Origin of the sequence: Mesorhizobium sp. M0664, assembly GCF_040320565.1 — a bacterium.
Lineage (GTDB): Bacteria > Pseudomonadota > Alphaproteobacteria > Rhizobiales > Rhizobiaceae > Mesorhizobium.
The window spans coordinates 97,197-115,263 of the sequence record NZ_JAMYPW010000002.1 but is presented as its reverse complement, the minus strand read 5'-3'; the positions used below and the strand labels follow the sequence as shown (position 1 = coordinate 115,263).

Genomic DNA, 18,067 nt, shown 5'->3' with positions numbered 1-18,067 from the left:
CCGTGTCGTGTTCAGTTCGGGAGAGACAGTTCGGTTTCCATGAGGCGGTCGATTTCTGCCGACCAGTCGGCCGACCATGCCTGCTTGATGTCGTCATCGAGCCATGCTGCGGACAGGCCAGCCAGCGCGATCCGCTTCAGTGCCGACGGCCCGAGCGCAAAATTTTCGGCGATCAGCGCGTATTCGCGGTCGAGCGTCGTGGCGAACATGGGCGGATCGTCGGAGTGGATCGTCACGGTAAGCCCGGCCTCGATCATGCGGCGGATCGCGTGGTCGGGCGCGGCGAGGTCACGCCAGACGGTGGTGGCCAGCGTCGTGCTCGGACAGCAGGTGAAGACGATGCCCATCTCCTTGCACTGCTCCATCAGCGCCGGATCGTCGACGACATGGTAGCCGTGGTCGACCCGTCTCAGGCCGAGGACGTCGACGGTATCGCGGACATAGTCCGCCGGGCCATCCTCGCCCGCATGGTTGGTGACATTGAGCCCGGCAGCCCGCGCTCGCTCGACGATGCGCGCAAACATCGGCGGCGGGTTCGGGCGTTCGTCGTAATCGAAGCCGATGCCGATCACCTCAGCCGGGCGCTCGGCCAGAACCATGTCCAGGAAGCGCTCGCCACCTGCCGCGCCGAGCGGCTTCGCATGCGCCGGTATCAGCTTTGCCATAAGCCCATAGCGCTCCTTTGCGCGGTGAAAGCCGTCGAGGATGCCTTCGAGCATAGTCGAATAGGCCACGCCATGAGCCAGATGCGCATGCGGGCTGAAGAACAGTTCGACGTAGCGCGCACCGGCTTTAGCGCAGCGCTCCAGTGCCTCGAAGGTGATGCGAGAGAAATCGTCCGCAGTCCTGATCGAGGCGCAAACCAGATCGTAAATCTTCAGGAAATCCAGCAGGTTGCCGTAGCTGTAGAGCTCCGATGTCAGTCTGCCGTCCGGCAGCGGCACCGCGTTCAGCGCCGCCAGCTCGGCGAATGTCTCCGCGGATACGGCGCCCTCGAGGTGCAAGTGCAACTCGACCTTCGGCATGAGCTGAATGAAACTTGACAACGACATCGACGCTCACTCGCCCGGATCGGCAACCCCAAAGCCGTACCTGGTTTTCTTGGGCGACGGACGGCTGCCGAGTTGTTCGATAATCGCGGCTTTTTCCAACTGTCCGATCACCTGATACGCAACAGATGTCAGGGAAGCGGGGCTTGCACAAGCCAAAAAATGATGCCTAACTAGACACATTCTAAAACTGCTTAAAAAATATGCAGGCCGGGAGAAATATAGGCATGAAGCACCTACGGGAAGCGCAGAACCCTGCGCCTCCGCCTCAAACAACGCGCCTGCGCTTCATCGGCCGACTGGTGTCGTCGAGCTTTGGCGAGTTCGCCGACAGGCGTGCCGCTCGGCTCAATCTCGATCTGCTGGTGCACGAAGCCAAGGACGATTTTTTTGTCGTCCAGGTTTCGGGCCAGCCCGATCTCATCGATGCCTTCGAGATGGCATGTAGCTTGGGGCCAATCGACTGTCTGGTGATGGACTGCGAACGGGCCGAAATTTGGGAATATTCCAGAGGGAAAGACGCAGAATGACGATACGGGCTGGATGGCACCCAGTGGCGCTGTCGGGATCGATCGAGCCGGGCAGTTCGGCCGGAATCCGCCTTGGCGGAAACGAGCTGGTGGTGTGGCGCGACAACAGTGGCGCAGCGCATGTGTGGGAGGATCGCTGCCCGCATCGCGGTATGAAGCTGAGCTTCGGTTTTGTCCGCGGCGATCATATTGCCTGTCTTTATCACGGCTGGCAGTACGATGCGGCCGGCCAGTGCCGATACATTCCGGCCCACCCCGATCTCAGGGTGCCGGCGTCCATTACCGTGTCTGCCCACAGATCGGCCGAGGCGGCTGGGATAGTCTGGACGGCACTGGATCCGGCAGCAGCATTACCCGAACTGCCTGCCTTGCCAGAGGAGGTGGTGCCGGTCCGCAGCCTGTATCTCGACAGTCCCGCCGCAATGGTGATCGATGTCGTGAGGGCCATGCCGCCCAGGCCCTTCTCCCGCGGATCCGGGCTCGCTGATCTGAAGGCGCTGAGCGGGATGCTGTTCAGCCTGACGGTCGGCGAAGACACGTTGCTTCTTGGCCTGCAGGAACTGACCGACAAACGATCGGCCCTGCACGTCGTGATTGACGGACCGGCAGCCAAGTATGCCGGCAAGGGGCAGAAGCATTTCTTCGCTTGGACGAGCGAGCTGCGTCATCATCTCGAGACCGGGCGTACCGGCGCGACCTCGACGACGCGGGCTGCATGATGGCGAGGATCACGCTCTACAACTACGAGCTGGACGAAAACTGCTACAAGGTGCGGCTGGCGCTTTCCATGCTCGGCCTGGAATGGCAGACCGTTGCAGTCGATGCATTTCCGGGGGCGGAGCAGAAGACGCCGCCATTCCTGGCCATGAACCCGGCGGGCAGCCTGCCCATTCTCCGCGACGACGAGGTGACGATGTTCGGCGCCGAGTCCATCATCGTCCATCTGGCGCGCAGCCACGATTCAACGGGTGCATGGCTGCCGGCGGATGGTTCGGATTTCGCCAAGGTGATGCAGTGGCTTTTCTTCGCGGCCGGCGATCTCGGCGTTGCCAGCGCCGCGCGCCGCCATGCCATGTTCGGCGCCGGCGGCGACGAGGCTGCGCTGCGGGCCGGTGCCGCGCACGCACTCCGCGCCATGGACGACCATATGACCGCGCGGGGTTTCGAGAAGAAAGAATGGTTCGCTGCGGACCGCCCGACCATCGCCGACATCGCGCTTTTTCCGGCGTTTGCGCTGAGCCGCGATTTCGGCGTCGACCATGACGAGTATCCGGCGCTGCGCCGCTGGGTGCGTCGCTTCCGCGCGGTTCCCGGCTTCACGACCATGCCGGGCATCCCCGATTACCATTGACGCCCAACATTCGACGAGAACGAGGCAAGCAACAGAATGACCTCTCTCACGCGCTTTTCCGTCCAGCCGCTCTCGTCCATGACCCGGCGGCTGGCCGGCGTCGCTTCCGGGCGAGCCGATCCCGATCTGGTCATTGCCGGCGCACGCGTGTTGTCGACCTATTCGGAGCGCGTGCTTCCAGGCCGCGAGATCTGGTTGTCGGGAGGGCGGATCGCCGCTGTGAAGCCGGCCGGCACTTATAAGGGCGGCAGCGCCAGGATATATGACGCCAGGGGCGGCATCGTCGCCCCCGGCCTGGTCGATCCGCACGTCCACATCGAATCCTCGATGGTGACGGCCTGCGCCTATGCCGAGGCGGCGCTGCTCAACGGCACCACGACCCTCTTCTGCGACAGCCACGAGATCGGCAACGTCATGGACGTTGCTGGCATCGAGGCGATGCTGGAGGACGCGCGCCTGGCGCCGTTGTCCATTTTCCTGACGGTTCCGAGCACCGTCCCGGCAACTTCGCCGTTGCTGGAGACGGCCGGTGGCGACCTGACAGCCGAGAAGATCGGCGCATTGTTCGACAAATGGCCGGAAGCCGTGGCGCTAGGCGAGAAGATGGATTTCGTGCCAGTGGCTATGGGCGATGAACGCAGCCATGCCATCCTCGCTGCGGCGCTGAGACGCGGCCGCCCGGTGTCGGGACACGTCTATGGACGCGAATTCGTGTCGGCCTATGCGGCCTCCGGCGTCACCGATACCCATGAGGCTATCGACCGCGAGATCGCCGACGACATGCTCGAGGCCGGCATCTGGCTGTTCCTGCGTGGCGGCCCGCCGACGACACCGTGGCACAGCCTGCCCGCAGCGATCAAGACGATTACGGAACTCGGAGCCTCGCATAAGCGCATCGCGGTCTGCACCGACGACCGCGATGCTGACGACCTGATGCTCTTCGGCCTGGACTGGGTGACGCGCGAGGCGATGAAGGCCGGCATGACGCCGGAGCAGGCCTGGTCGATGGGCTCGCTGCATGGCGCGACGCGCTTTGCAATGGAAGGCGAAATCGGAGGCCTAGGTGGTGGCCGCCGTGCCGACCTGGTGCTGCTCGACGACGGCTTCGATCCGGTCAGCACGTGGTATGGCGGCGAACTCGTCGTCGATGACGGCAGGATCACGCCGCTGCTCGACCAGGCCCTCTCGACCCGCTACCGCTATCCGGACACGGCCTACCACACAGTGAAGCTGCCGAAGCAGATCAAGCTGACGCCGGACCTGCCAACCGCCAAGGTGGTGGCGCATACCATCCGCACCGAACTGCCGGGGATCACGCTCGGCCACCAGAAGATCACGCTCGATCCGTCCAACGACTGGCAGAACCATTTCGACCGCCACGGCCTGTGCTTCGTCACTGTGGTCGAGCGCCATGGCAAGTCGGACGGCAACGTCGCCTACGGGCTGCTCAGCGATTTCACGCTGCGACGCGGCGCCGTCGCATCGTCTGTCGGTCACGACAGCCACAACATCATCATCGCCGGCCTCAACGAGGCCGACATGCAGGTGGCGCTGCGGGCGATCGAGGAAACGCAAGGCGGCGTCTGTGTCGTCGTCGACGGCAAAGTGACTGCCATGGTTGAACTGCCGATCGCCGGCCTTTTGTCCGACAAGCGCGTCACTGAGGTCGCGGAGGAGGTGAAGATCCTCAAACGGGAATGGGAGGCGGCCGGCTGCTGCATTCCCTATATGGGCTTCAACCTCATCCCGCTCTCGGTCATCCCCGAAATCCGTATCACCGACAAAGGTCTCGTGCTGGTGCCGGAAATGGAGATCGTCCCCGCCTTTGAGGCCGCCTGAGTGGATCCCTTCCGACTTGGGCTGGTCTCACCGCGCATCCATTATTTCCAAATGGTCGCGCGGCTGGGCTCGGTTCGCCAGACCGCGCAGGCGCTCAACGTGGCGCCATCCTCCATCAGTCGCGTCATCAAGGGCCTGGAGGACGAACTGGGCACGCCGCTCTTCGAGCGTGTGCGCCAGCGACTGAAACTGACCAGCGCAGGCGAGCTTCTGCTCTACCACGCGCGTCAGAGCATCACCGAGTTGGCGCGCGCCTCGTCCGAGATCAATGATCTCAGTGGCCTCAACCGCGGCTCGTTGTCCGTGGCGATCGTGGAGAGCGCGGCGCGCGGGCTGGTGCCGAACGCGCTGAAGGAATTCTGGAAGCGCCACCCGCAGATATCGGTCGATGTGCATGTCGCCGGGTCGCAGCGCGCCTGCGATGCGGTTGCCGACGGCGAATGCGATCTGGCGCTTGCTTTCGACGTGCGCGTGCCGCGCAACGTGCGCAAGATCGCGAGCACGCCTCTGCCGCTGGGCGTCGTCGCTCATCCGGACAGCCGCCTTGCCGGCCGCAAGGAAGTGAAGCTGTTCGATCTTGCCGGCGAACAGGTCATCGTCTCGGACAACAGCCTTGCTTTGGGCATTTCGATCGACGATGCGATCGGGCGCTCCATGATCGACATCACGCGACGGTCACGGACCAACTCGATCGGACTGATGACCGAGATGGTGCGCCTCAACCTCGGCGTGGTGCTTCGCACCAAGCTCGGCATCGAACCGGAAGTGGCTGACGGATCGCTCGTTTTCGTGCCGTTGCGCGATTCGCGCATGAACCCGCACCGGCTGATGCTGCTCGCCCGGCTGGAACGCGAAATGTCGGATGCGGCCTCCGCATTCGCCGCGCTGCTGGCCCGCATGGTCGAGGCGTTGCATGATTAGTTGTTGCATTTTGCGCATCGATAAAGAGAGTAATTTGTCCCTATCTCGAACAACTGAGCTTTGCGAGACTTCCCGGCCGAAGGGGATGTCATGAAGCAGAGTGCGGTCGACGCGGTCATTCGGGGGCTTAAGCGGGCGGGAGTGAGCATCGTCTGCTACCTGCCCGATTCGCTGTTCAAGGAGCTCTACCCGGCCCTTGATGCCGATCCGGATATTCGCACGATCCGCGTCACCAACGAGGGTGAGGGCGCGGCGATCTGTGGCGGGGTCTTCCTGTCGGGCAAGCGCGCGGCGCTGGTCATGGAAAATTCCGGCTTGCGCGCCTCGGTCGAGCCGCTGGCCCGCATGGGCCTTGGAGCCGGCATCCCGGTCATGATGCTGATGAGCTATCGCGGCGAGCTCGGCGAGAACAACTGGTGGGCAGTCCCGCATGGCATCACCATGGAGCCGGTGCTGAACGCGCTGCGCGTGCCGTACCGGATCGTCACGGAGGAGGCGAAGATCGAGCGCGCCATCCTTGACGCCTATTCCTGGTCCTATGCGTCCTATTACCATTCGGCTGTGGCGCTCGGCGGCGAGGTGGTGCGGTGAGACGCTTCGACTGCATGAAGGCGCTCGCCGCGCGGCTGAAGGATGAGCTGGTGATCCTTTCGCTCGGCGGCAGCGTCGACGAGTGGTACAACGCCGCGCCGCATATGCGCGAGGCGAGCCTGTTCCAGCAGCAACTCGGCTGCGTCACGCCGCAGGCCTTCGGGCTCGCCGCCGGCCTGCCGCACCGCCGCGTCATTTCGCTCGATACGGATGGCGGCCTGCTCTTCAACCTGGGCATCCTGGCCACGCTCGGAAACGAGCATCCGAAGAACCTCTTCGTCGTGGTCTGGGACAATGAGTGCTACCAGTCGATCGGCGGCCCGCCGACCCATACGGCGCTGGGCCGCGTCGACCTTGCCGCGATCGCGCGCGGCGCCGGCGTCGAGAACGCCCATACGGCGCGCACGGTGGAGGAGTTCGACGCACATTGTGCAAGGGGGCTCGCCATGGAGGCACCCTATGTGGTGGTCGCCAAGGTCTCGGGAACGGTCCAGCCGGACATCAAGCGCAAACACAGCGACGGCCGCGAGGACAAGTATATCTTCGTCCGCCATGTCGAGGCGAGCGAAGGCATCGTCATCATGGGCCCGAGCGAGCACAACTGACGAGATCATGGGCACCCTCGGACCTGTCGTCCCCCGACGCGCACTGAAACGCAGCTACGATTACGTGGTGGTCGGCTCGGGTTCCGGTGGCTGTGCGGTGACGCGGCGACTGGTCGATGCCGGCGCCGACGTCCTCCTGATCGAGGCCGGCCCGACGGGTCTTGGGTTCGAAGAGATCGAGGACCCCGGCAAGTGGGTGCCGCTTGGCCGCAGCACCTATGACTGGGGCTATGATTATGCTCCGACACTGAGGGTGAATGGGCGTACCATCGGCATCCCGCGCGGGCGCCTGCTTGGCGGCTCAAGCGCCATCAACGCGATGATGTGGTATCGCGGCCATCCGCAAGATTACGATGCCTGGGAGGCTGGCGGCGCCAAGGGCTGGAGCTTCGCCGACGTGCTGCCCTATTTCCGGCGCTGCGAGGACTGGCGCGACGGTGCAAGCGAGTTTCGCGGAGCGGGCGGTCCGCTCCATATCGAGCGGCCGGCGGCGCTGCACCCGGTCGCGCAGGCGCTGATCGATGGCGCGGCCGAAATCGGCATCCCCGTAATCGACGATCCGAACGGCCCCAGCAACGAGGGGGCGGCGGCCGCGAATTTCAACATCTGCGACGGCAAGCGCTGGAGTTCGGCGACGGGCTATCTCGTGCCGATCCTGGATCACCCGATGCTGACGGTGCTGACCGGATCCGCGGCCATCGGCCTGACGGTCGAAGGCAGCCGATGCGTCGCGGTCAAGCACCTCGTCGGCGGCGAAATCTGCGAAACGCGCGCGCAAGAGAGCATCGTGCTCGCGGCCGGGGCCATCGACACGCCGCGCCTGCTGATGCTGTCGGGCATCGGCGATCCGATCGAACTGCAGCGCCTTGGCATTGCGCTCGTTCGCGCCCTGCCGGGTGTCGGCAGGAATCTTCAGGACCATCCGCTGGCGCAGGCCTGCGTCTTCCGCGCGAAGCGACCGATCGGACCGATAGTGGGCAATGGCGGTGGCTCGATGGTCAACTGGAAGTCGCGGCCGGACCTGCCGCAGCCCGACCTGCATGCCTTCCCCGTCCAGGGCAACAGCGCCGAACCGGCGATCCGCGCGCGCTACGATCTATCCGGCGATGTCTTTTCCTTCGGTGCGGGCCTGATGCGCTCGAAGAGCGTCGGGCACTTGAAGTTGCTCGACGGCAAGCCCGGCGGACCGCTCGAAATCCAACCGAACTTTCTGGCGGAACCGGAAGATCTCGACGCCATGGTCACTGCGGTCGAGATGGTGATGGAGATGGCGGCTGCAAAGGCGAACGCCGGTGTCTTCCGCAACTTTGCCGCACCTGACCGCCGACTGACCCGCACCGAGACAATCGCCTTCATCCGCGAGGCGTGCACGACGTTCTTCCACACCTGCGGAACAGCCAAGATGGGCGAGGACGCGATGGCCGTCGTCGACAGCCGTCTCGCCGTGCACGGGCTGGACGGCCTGCACGTTGCCGATGCCTCGGTGATCCCAACGATCCCGACCTGCAACACCCACGCGCCCGCCACGATGATCGGCGAGCGCGCCGCCGATTTCCTGCTCGCGGCGGCAGCTTGAGGATGTCATGACCGACGGACCGCACACGGAGTACCCGCGATGACCCAAGGTCTCATCCTCGCTGCCGACACGCTGCTCACCATGGATGAAGATAACCACGTGTTGCCTGATGGCGCCGTGCTGGTCGAGGATGGTCGTATCGCCGCGGTCAGCGCACTCGCAGCATTGCGCGCTGCGTATCCGGCCGTGGCCGTGAAGAAACTCGACAATGCGGTGCTTTTGCCTGGGCTGGTCAATGCGCATGCGCATTCCGGTTTTTTGCGCGGCACGGCGGAGCACCTGCCGGTTTGGGACTGGCTGACGCTCCATATCAATCCGATGCATCGCGTGCTGCAGCCGCACGAGGCCGAGGCGGCATCGTGGCTCTGCTACGCGGAATCCGTGCTCGGCGGCACGACCACCGTCGTCGACATGTGGCGGTTCATGGAAGGCAGCGCCAGGGCGGCCGAGGCGATCGGCAACCGCCTGGTCGCCGTGCCTTACGTCGGCGAGCATCCCGACTACAACTACTTCGACACGCTCGACATGAACGAGGCGATGATCGAGGGCTGGCATCGCAAGGCGGGCGGCCGTATCAATGTGTGGGTCGGGCTGGAGCATCTGTTTTATGCCGACGGGGCCGGCCAGCGCCGGGCGATCGAACTCGCAAGGAAACACGACACCGGCTTCCACACGCATTGCAGCGAGGCCGAGATCGAGATCGCGGAATTTAAGCGGCGCTACGGCAAACGCCCGATGTTCGCGCTGGACGACCTTGGCTTCTTCGAAACGCCGCGCGCCATGATCGCCCACGCCGTCTGGCTCGATCGGGAAGAGATCGAGCTTATTTCCAAGCGCCGCGTTTCGGTGGCCCACAATCCTGTTTCCAACATGAAGCTGGCAAGCGGCATCGCGTTGGTGGCCGAGATGCTGAAGGCCGGCGTGCCTGTCGGGATCGGCACCGACGGCGAGAAGGAGAACAACAATTTCGATATGTTCGAAGAGATGAAGGTGACTTCGCTGCTGGGCAAGCTCAAGGACCTCGACGCCGCCGCCATGGATAGCTGGCAGGTGCTGCGCATGGCCACCATTCTCGGCGCCAGGGCGATCGGTCTCGACCACGAGATCGGCTCGATTGAAGTCGGCAAGCGCGCCGACATCATCGCGGTCCGCACCGATACGCCGCGCATGACGCCGGTCTTCCGCGACGGACCCTATTTCAACTTCCATCACAATCTTGTCCACGCCGTGCGCGGCAGCGACGTGTCTTTGACGATGGTCGATGGCGAGATCCTGGCCGAGGACGGCGCGCTGCGCACCGGCGACCTGCGCGAGATCATCGCCGAAATCCATCGCGTCGCGCCTGGCCTGTTCGCCCGGCGCGCCGCTTTCCTTGCCCAGAATTCCGGCGGCAGCCTGCAATGGACTCAATAAGGCGAGCCCCGGTCATGAAGACGACGGACAGGGCGGCACTGGACGATTGGTACGCGGTGGAGACGGTCGCCGACCTGGATGGCGCGCCGAGCCATACGCGGCTGCTCGGCCAGGACATCGAACTGGTCCGTGACATCACGGGCGAAATCACGGTTCGGGAGGTCCTGGACGACGGCAACCGCGGCCCCGCGCTGCCGGTCCGGCAGCGCTACGGCTGCGTCTGGACGACGCTGGGCCTGCCCGGGAAGGAAATCTTCGAGATCGCCGAGGCATCGGAACCCGACCGCCGCTACGTGCCCTGCGGCTGGGTGACGATGCGGGCGTCGGGTTTGCGTGTCGTGGAGAACTTCCTCGACATGGCGCATTTCCCCTTCGTGCATACCGACATTCTCGGCTCGGAGCCGCACACGGAAGTACCCGCCTATCTGAGCGAGATACGTCGCGAAGTAGACGAGGTCTGGGCGACCAACTGCACGTTTTTCCAGCCGCGCATTGCCGCCACGGAAAGCTCCGGCGCGTTCGTGCATCTGACCTATCGCGTGCCGAGCCCATTCGTGGTGATGCTCTATCGCGTGTGCCCCGTGGCGCCGGACCGGCTCGACGCAATCGCGCTGTTCATCCAGCCCATCGAGGAAGACCGCTGCCGCGCCCAGCCGGTCATGTATCTCGTCGACTCGGCTTCGACGCAGACGGCGTTGCTCAACTTCGAACAGGTCATCTTCCTGCAAGACCGGATCATCGTGGAGAACCAGCGGCCGCTGCGCCTTCCGCTCGAGCCGCGGATGGAAATCCCGACCCGCGCCGACAGCGCCTCCATCGCCTACCGCCGCTGGCTGAAGGAAAAAGGCATCCGTTTCGGCACGACCGCGAGAGCCACATGACCGAGTCGGGTCTCCAGGTGCTTCGCCCGACCTCCGTTGCCGAGGCGCTGTCATTGGCAGGCGAGGGCGCGTCGCAACTGGTCGCCGGGGGCACGGCGCTGCAGCTCGGCTGGGCGAAGGGCCTGCCAAAGCCGCGGCGCCTCATCGACATCGGCCGTATCGCCTGCCTGAAGGGCATCCAACTGGCCGGCGACGGGTTTCGGATCGGCGCACTGACGACCCTGGGTGCCTTGGAGCGTGACCGGGCGATAGGCGAGACTTTGCCTCTGCTCGCAGCCGCAGTCCGCGCCACGGCGGGACCCGCCGTCCGCAATCTCGCAACGCTGGGCGGCAACGTCGCGGGGGGCACGGGTTGCCTTCTGCCGGCCCTGCTCGCGATCGATGCGAAGCTGGAGATCGTCTCACCGGCTGGGCACGCCGTCGTGCCGCTCGCGCAATGGTTGGCCGACGCACCGTCAGCGGGCCTCATTGAGACGGTCATCGTTCCACCGCAGCCTGCCGCTCGCTGGACCCATCGCAAAGTCGGCCTGCGCGCCGCCTTCACCCCAAGCGTGGCCGGTGTCGCCGGGTTGATCGAAACGGCGGACGATCGTGTCACGATCGCGCGGCTCGCGGCCAGCGGCGGCGGGGAAGCAGCCCGTCTCGGTCACGCCGAAGCGCTGCTCATCGGCCGGCGCCTCCAAGAGATCGATTGGGCCGAGCTGCACGCCGCAATTCTCGAAGAGGCGCCGGCGATCGATGATGCATGGCGGTCCGACCGCTATCGGCGCAGTGTCGTGGCGAATGCGCTGGTCTTCGGGCTCGGCGGAAAGTTGTCCCAAGGAGCACATTCGCCGCGCCGGCGGACCGTGCCGTCCGGAAATCCACCTGCCGAAATTCTCGTGTCGCGATCGGAGATCGGCGCACGCTGGCACCAGCGGCCGGACGTTGCACCGAAAATCGCAGGCAGGCTCGAATACCTGACCGACCGTCGCGAGCCCGCCATGCTGGTCGGGCGCATTCGGCGTGCCGGCATTCCCCATGCAAGGATCGTTTCCATCGATACGAGCGCGGCCGAGGCGCTGCCAGGAGTCGCGGCGGTTGTAACGCACCGCGACATTGCCGGCAGCAATGCCTTCGGCATTGTCGTGCAGGATCAGCCGGCACTGTGCTTCGACAAGGTCCGCTATTTCGGCGACGCTGTTGCTGCCGTTGCCGCTGTTGACACACGGACGGCCGAACGCGCGCTTGCTCTCGTCAGCGTCGAATACGAGCCGCTGCCAATTGTGAGCGATCCCCAACAGGCACTCGCCGCTGGGGCCGAGCCGGTCCACGCCTCAGGCAATCTGCAGTGCAGCTTCGAGTTCACGCGTGGCGATGCCGCCGCGGCTTTTGCCAAGGCAGCTCATATCGTCGAGGCTGTCTACGAAACGCCGAGCCAGATGCACGGCTTTATGGAGACGGAGGGCGGCTACGCTTTCGTCGGCACGGATGGTACCCTGAACGTCTTTGCCGGTGGGCAGCATGGCCGCCGCGACCGCATGCAGCTCTCGCGCATCCTCGGTATGCCGCAAGAGCGGATACGGGTGGTCACCAGCCCGACTGGCGGCGCTTTCGGCGGCAAGGACGAGCTGACCGTGCAGCCGGCCCTGGCCCTGCTGGCGCTGAAGACCGGACGCGCCGTGCGGCTGCATCTCGACCGGGCGGAATCCGTCATCGCGGGTACCAAGCGCAATGCCATGCACATCCATATGCGCACCGCCTGCGACGCCGAGGGTCGTCTGCTCGCCCAACAGGTGGATGTGATCGCGGATGCCGGCGCCTACGCGTCGCTCGGTCCGGGCGTGCTTGAGACGGCGCTCGAACACGCCTGCGGGCCATATGTCGTTCCCAACGTCCTCAGCTCGGGCAGGCTCGCCTATACCAATAACGGCGTCTGCGGCGCGTTTCGTGGCTTCGGTGCCAACCAGATGGCCTTCGCGGTAGAGTGCCAGCTGGACCGGCTGGCTGAAGCCGCCGACATCGACATTATCGAGATACGGCGCCGCAATTTGCGCGAGCCTGGCACGCGAGGCCATCTCGGCCAGCAGGTCGCGCCGTCCGAACGTCTGGCCGAGATGCTGCAAGCCGCCGCTGCTGACCCGATCTGGGCCAAGCCGCGTGGTCCGTCGTTCGACGGCTCTGAGACGATCGGCGTCGGGATGGCGATGAACTATCAAGGCAATGGACTAGGCACGCTGCCGCCGGACCCGGCCGGAGGCGCGTTGCGCCTGGCTCCGGATGGCATGATCGAAGCGCTCTATGGCCTGGACGAGATGGGACAAGGCCTGCTCACCTCGGTGAAGGCCGCGGTCGCCGGAGCGCTCGGCTGCGGCCGCGACGATGTCCGGCCGGTCACCGGTGATACGGCGGCGACGCCCGAATCCGGCTCCTCCACCGCCTCGCGCGGCACTCACGTGGTTTGGCGGGTCGCAGCAGTCGCCGCACCACCTTTTACGCGCGACCTGCTGGCAGCAGCGGGCCAGCTGCTTTGCCGCGAAGCCGGGACGCTGGCGCTGGCACCCGGCGGTATCGTCGAGCGACATTCCAACAGCGGGTCACTGCTCTTGAGTTTCGCCGAGCTTGCCGAGGCGTTGCCTCCCGACCGGCTGCCAGCTGCTGCCGTCAGCTTCGAGTTTCCGAAATCGGACTATCTGGAAGGCAATGCACGCCTGATCTTCGCCTTCGGCGCGACACTGGCGCGCGTTGCCGTGAGCCGCATCACTGGGCAGGTACGCGTGCTCGAGCTCCATCAGCATACCGCGGCCGGACCGATGCTCGATGCTGCCGCCTATCTTGGCCAGATCGAAGGCGGCGGCGTCCAGGGGCTGGGCTTCACCCTCACTGAGGACGCGGCTATGCGGGATGGGCGGGATCTTGCCGGCAACCTCGATTTCTACATGCTGCCAGGCATTGCCGACACGCCGGAAAGCTTCGCGACCTTCGCGTTGGAGGATCTGGACGAGGACGACCCGTTCGGCCCGCGCGGAGTTGGTGAGCTTGGCATTGGTGCCGTGACGCCAGCCGTCGTCAACGCGATTGCGGACGCCACAGGGGCTTGGCCCGAGCGCCTCCGGTCGATCCTGAATGGGTACTCGACGCCCTGCAGAGGAGTGCAGCGTGAGTGCCGAGATCGCGATTACCTTTAACCTAAACGGCTGCCGCCAGGCGCTGGCCGTGCCCGCCGAGTTGCGCCTGATCGACCTGCTGCGCGATCATTTCGGCATGACTGCCGCCAAGATGGCTTGCGGCATCGGCCGCTGCGGTGCTTGTTCCGTGCTGATGGACGATCGCGCGGTCAATGGCTGTCTGCTCATGTCGTGGCAACTCGACGGGGCCACCATCATCACGCCGGAGGGTTTCGACGACCTTCCCGAAGCCATTGTCCTGCGCCAGGCTCTGGCGGCCGAAAACGCTTTCCAGTGCGGCTACTGCGCACCCGGCATCACTGTTGCGCTGACCGCTCTGCTGCTGGAGAATCCGGCTCCAGACGAGTCTCAGATCCGCACTGCGCTCGAAGGCAATATCTGCCGCTGTACCGGCTATCATTCCATCATCCGCGGTGCCCTCGCGGCGGTCGAGGCGTTCGCTTGCGGGGTACGGACATGACGGTCATCATTCGAAACGGTGCAGCCAGGCACGCAGGCGTCGAGGCGTTCCTGGCCAAACCCAGAATGCGGCACCTGATCGGCGGCGGCTGGTGCGACGCCAGCGATGGCGCAACCTTGCCCGCGACCGATCCTGCGAATGGCGACACGCTCGCGCTGCTGGCGCAAGGCACAGCCGATGACGCCGGGCGCGCCGTTGCTGCGGCGCGTGCTGCTTTCGAAGGCGAGAGCTGGCGCGACATGACACCGTCGGCACGCGGCAAGCTGCTATGGCGCATCGCCGACCTGATTGAACGCCATGCCGATGAGCTTGCAGAACTCGAGACGCTTGACCAAGGAAAGTCGCTGAAGACCTCGCGCTTCGCCGAGATTCCCGCCTCGGCCGAGCAGTTCCGCTATTTTGCCGGTTTTGCCACGAAAATCCTCGGCACGACCATCCCCACCTCCATCAGCTACCAACCGGTGGGCAGCAAGATTTTCGCCTACACGGTGCGAGAGCCGATCGGTGTCGTGGCTGCCATAACGCCATGGAATTCGCCGCTGCTTATGGCCTCGATGAAGCTCGCCCCGGCGCTTGCCGCCGGCTGTACGATCGTGCTCAAGCCAGCTGAGGAAACGTCGCTCACCGCGCTCAGGCTCGGCGAACTGATGATCGAAGCCGGCTTGCCGGACGGCGTCGTCAATATCGTGACCGGTCTCGGTGAAACCGTGGGCGCAGCATTGGCTGCAGATCCCGATGTCGATAAGGTCGCCTTCACCGGCTCGACGGAAGTCGGAAAGATGATCGTCTCCGCAGCGCGCGGCAATCTGAAGAAGCTGACGCTCGAGCTGGGCGGCAAGTCGCCGGCCATCATCATGCCCGATGCGGACATGGGGCTCGCAATCCCCGGAGTGGCTCGGGGGATCTTCGCCAATGCCGGCCAGGTCTGCGTCGCCGGCTCGCGTGTCTATGCGCATCGCTCGATCTACGACCGTCTGGCGGAGGGGCTGGCGGAAGAGGCGCGAAAGCTGCGTCTCGGACACGGGCTTGGCCCGGATACCGACCTTGGTCCGCTGGTCAACGGAACCCAGGCTGCGCGCGTCGCCTTCTACGTCGGCGATGGTGCTTCCAGCGGCGCCGAGATCATCGCCGGCGGCCGGCGCTTCGACAACTTCTTCGAGCCGACCGTGGTTACCGGCGTGCGCCCGGACATGCGCATGATGCGCGAGGAAATCTTCGGCCCGGTCGTTGCCGTGACACCGTTCGACGATGTCGCGGAGGCGATAAGCCTTGCGAACGACTCGCCCTACGGCCTCGCCGCAAGCGTCTGGACCCGCGACCTATCCACTGCGCATCGCCTTGCCGCACGTATCCGGTCGGGCACCGTCTGGATCAATTGCCATTCCTACTTCTCGCCGGAACTGCCGAAGGGCGGCCACAAGCAATCCGGTTGGGGCTATGAGAACGGCGCACCGGGCCTGGAGAACTATCTCGAGACGAAAACGGTCTGCGCGGTGATTTAGCCGCGCCTTTTCCGCGATGTTCGCGGATCGGAGGCGGACAGCCCTTCCATCGGCGGACAAGGATTGATCAAAAATTGCTCGGATCCTCCTGAGGACCAGTTCCTTGGCGGCGCTGGTCCACATCGACGTTGCACTTGACTCGTCCATATTATCCGTAATAAATCATACATATTGCCATCGAAAAAGGCGGCAGGTCTGGGAGGACCGATGAAAATCACGGCCATCAAGGCGCGCGTCTGCAATGCGGAAATGCGCAACTGGGTCTTCGTCCGGGTCGAAACCGACGAGCCCGGGCTGTTTGGCTGGGGTGAGGCAACGCTGGAATGGAAGACCCGAGCCGTCGTTGGGGCGCTTCAGGACCTTGAGGCCCTGCTCATCGGGCAGGATCCGCGCAACGTGGAGCAGTGCTACCAGATACTTACGCGCCACGGATTTTGGCGTCTTGGCGTCGAGGGAATGTCTGCCGTCAGCGGCATCGAGATCGCGCTCTGGGACATCCTGGGCAAATCATTGGGAGTCCCCGTCTGGCGCCTTCTGGGCGGACAGGTTCGCGACTATCTGCGCACCTACACGCATCTCGGCCTCGGAGACATGAAGGCGGTCTATGAGACCGGATCCGCGGACGCGATCGTGGAACGCGGACGCATCGTGACGCAGGCAGGCTACGACGCTGTCAAGGTCGTCTGCATTCCCTACACCCACTACCTATCGCCTGCGAAAGCCGTTGATTCTGTCGCCAACATGGTTGGCTCACTTCGCGAGGCCATAGGTCCGGACATCGACATCATGGTCGATTTCCATGGACGCCCTGCATCCGTTAACGCTGCGATGGATTACCTCAGAGCAATCGAGCCGGCCCGCATCATGTTCGCAGAAGAGCCCGTTCCACCCGAAGATGTTGCCGGACTGGCGCATATCACGGCGCGATCGGCCGTGCCGATCGCTTCCGGCGAGCGGCTGATCGGGCGTCGCGAATTCACGCACTCGATCGCAGCCCGTGCCTTCAACATTGCCCAGCCTGATATTTGCCACACTGGCGGTCTGCTCGAGACAAAGAAGATCGCGGCCATGGCGGAAACGGCAGGCATCGGCCTTGCGCCGCACAACCCGCTCGGTCCGATCGCTGGCGTCGCTGCTCTTCACTTCGGCATATCGACGCCAAACGTCGTCATTCAGGAGGAGATGTCCGGTGCCGTCGCCTGGTACGACGACGTCGTTACCTGGCCAATTCGGCGTAAACCAGGCCGCTGGGACCTGCCCGATCTGCCGGGCCTTGGCGTCACCGTCAATGAGGACGTCATCGCGCGTCACCCCTTCAAGCAGGAAGTGCTGCATGCCCGCAATGCCGTCATGCCGGACGGCACCGTGGTTGACTGGTGAATGCAATGGCAGGCCGGCTGCAAGGAAAGATCGCAATCGTCACGGGCGCCGGCCAAGGCATAGGTGCCGCCACCGCCCGGGCTTTTGCCATGCATGGGGCAAAGACCGTCATTGCCGAACTGAATGCGGCAAGCGGCAAAGCGGTCGCCGACGAATTGCGTGCCGGAGGCGCCGACGTATTGTTCGTCGAGACGGATGTCACGGACGCATCCGCGGTCGCGGACATGGTCGCCCGCACGATCACGGCCTATGGCGGCGTCGACGTTCTGGTCAACAATGCCGGTGCCAACGTCTTCTACGAACCATTGCTGATGCCGGATGAGGAATGGGAGCGCTGCCTCAAGCTCGACCTCCAGGCCGCGTGGTTCTGCGCCAAGGCGGTTTTGCCGACGATGCTGGCGAAGGGCTCGGGGTCCATCGTCAACATGGCGAGCTGTCACGCCTTCCAGATCATTCCCCATGCGTTTCCGTATCCCGTCGCCAAGCATGCACTTTTGGGCCTGACCCGTTCGCTGGCCATCGAATATGCCGCACGCGGTATCCGGGTGAACGCGATAGCACCCGGCTATATCGAGACGCCGATCGCGGAAGCCTACTGGAACACATTCCCGAACCCCGCCGAGGAGAAGCGGCGAGCCTACGACCTCCATCCGCCCAAGCGAATTGGCCGGCCGGACGAGGTTGCAATGACGGCGGTTTTCCTCGCTTCGGACGAAGCGCCGTTCATAAATGCCGAGACGATCACCATCGATGGTGGGCGCTCGGTTCTCTACCACGACTAGCAACCACCATTGAGCTCAGG

The 18,067-nt window shown here is 64.5% G+C and carries 16 protein-coding genes; 15 read left to right on the top strand and 1 reads right to left on the bottom strand.

Features of this window, described 5'->3' with window-relative positions; all coding sequences use genetic code 11:
• Positions 1-11 precede the first annotated feature (11 nt).
• Entirely contained in the window at positions 12-1,052 is a 1,041-nt protein-coding gene (add, locus tag NKI39_RS03295; protein ID WP_352684648.1) for an adenosine deaminase, read from the bottom strand.
• A gap of 200 nt (positions 1,053-1,252) precedes the next feature.
• On the opposite strand from add, the gene NKI39_RS03290 reads away from it, so the two are divergent.
• The 15 genes from NKI39_RS03290 (at position 1,253) to NKI39_RS03220 (ending at position 18,047) form a co-directional block, all read left to right on the top strand.
• Entirely contained in the window at positions 1,253-1,579 is a 327-nt protein-coding gene (locus NKI39_RS03290; RefSeq protein ID WP_352830664.1) for a hypothetical protein, read from the top strand.
• Positions 1,580-1,602: 23 nt separating this feature from the next.
• Positions 1,603-2,298: a Rieske 2Fe-2S domain-containing protein gene (locus NKI39_RS03285; protein WP_352502546.1), complete on the top strand. Its 696-nt coding sequence runs from the start codon at positions 1,603-1,605 to the stop codon at positions 2,296-2,298.
• Entirely contained in the window at positions 2,295-2,930 is a 636-nt protein-coding gene (locus tag NKI39_RS03280; RefSeq protein WP_352502547.1) for a glutathione S-transferase family protein, read from the top strand. The genes NKI39_RS03285 and NKI39_RS03280 overlap by 4 nt, the downstream gene beginning before the upstream one ends.
• 36 nt (positions 2,931-2,966) lie before the next feature.
• Positions 2,967-4,769, top strand: coding sequence for an adenine deaminase (locus NKI39_RS03275; RefSeq protein WP_352830663.1), 1,803 nt, complete (start codon positions 2,967-2,969; stop codon positions 4,767-4,769).
• Positions 4,770-5,690, top strand: a complete 921-nt coding sequence (locus NKI39_RS03270) for a LysR family transcriptional regulator (RefSeq protein ID WP_352502549.1) — start codon at positions 4,770-4,772, stop codon at positions 5,688-5,690.
• Positions 5,691-5,780: 90 nt separating this feature from the next.
• Complete coding sequence (locus NKI39_RS03265) at positions 5,781-6,281, top strand: thiamine pyrophosphate-binding protein (protein WP_352470589.1); 501 nt, start codon at positions 5,781-5,783, stop codon at positions 6,279-6,281.
• Positions 6,278-6,886 carry a thiamine pyrophosphate-dependent enzyme gene (locus tag NKI39_RS03260; protein WP_352830661.1) on the top strand — a complete coding sequence of 203 codons (609 nt, stop codon included), beginning with the start codon at positions 6,278-6,280 and terminating at the stop codon, positions 6,884-6,886. Before NKI39_RS03265 ends, NKI39_RS03260 begins: the two co-directional genes overlap by 4 nt.
• A 7-nt stretch (positions 6,887-6,893) precedes the next feature.
• Positions 6,894-8,462, top strand: a complete 1,569-nt coding sequence (locus NKI39_RS03255; protein WP_352502551.1) for a GMC family oxidoreductase — start codon at positions 6,894-6,896, stop codon at positions 8,460-8,462.
• A gap of 39 nt (positions 8,463-8,501) precedes the next feature.
• The gene (locus NKI39_RS03250; protein ID WP_352502552.1) at positions 8,502-9,875 is read left to right on the top strand and encodes an amidohydrolase family protein; all 1,374 of its coding nucleotides are present in this window, start codon (positions 8,502-8,504) and stop codon (positions 9,873-9,875) included.
• 14 nt (positions 9,876-9,889) lie between these two features.
• Positions 9,890-10,756, top strand: a complete 867-nt coding sequence (locus NKI39_RS03245) for an aromatic ring-hydroxylating dioxygenase subunit alpha (protein WP_352612505.1) — start codon at positions 9,890-9,892, stop codon at positions 10,754-10,756.
• Positions 10,753-13,923: a molybdopterin cofactor-binding domain-containing protein gene (locus NKI39_RS03240; RefSeq protein WP_352830659.1), complete on the top strand. Its 3,171-nt coding sequence runs from the start codon at positions 10,753-10,755 to the stop codon at positions 13,921-13,923. Before NKI39_RS03245 ends, NKI39_RS03240 begins: the two co-directional genes overlap by 4 nt.
• Complete coding sequence (locus NKI39_RS03235) at positions 13,895-14,383, top strand: (2Fe-2S)-binding protein (RefSeq protein ID WP_352612510.1); 489 nt, start codon at positions 13,895-13,897, stop codon at positions 14,381-14,383. The genes NKI39_RS03240 and NKI39_RS03235 overlap by 29 nt, the downstream gene beginning before the upstream one ends.
• The gene (locus NKI39_RS03230; protein ID WP_352612512.1) at positions 14,380-15,885 is read left to right on the top strand and encodes an aldehyde dehydrogenase family protein; all 1,506 of its coding nucleotides are present in this window, start codon (positions 14,380-14,382) and stop codon (positions 15,883-15,885) included. The genes NKI39_RS03235 and NKI39_RS03230 overlap by 4 nt, the downstream gene beginning before the upstream one ends.
• 207 nt (positions 15,886-16,092) lie before the next feature.
• Positions 16,093-17,265: a galactonate dehydratase gene (dgoD, locus tag NKI39_RS03225; protein WP_352502557.1), complete on the top strand. Its 1,173-nt coding sequence runs from the start codon at positions 16,093-16,095 to the stop codon at positions 17,263-17,265.
• 5 nt (positions 17,266-17,270) lie between these two features.
• Positions 17,271-18,047 (top strand): SDR family oxidoreductase, encoded by a 777-nt coding sequence (locus NKI39_RS03220; protein ID WP_352830657.1) that lies wholly within the window; start codon positions 17,271-17,273, stop codon positions 18,045-18,047.
• Positions 18,048-18,067: the final 20 nt, after the last annotated feature.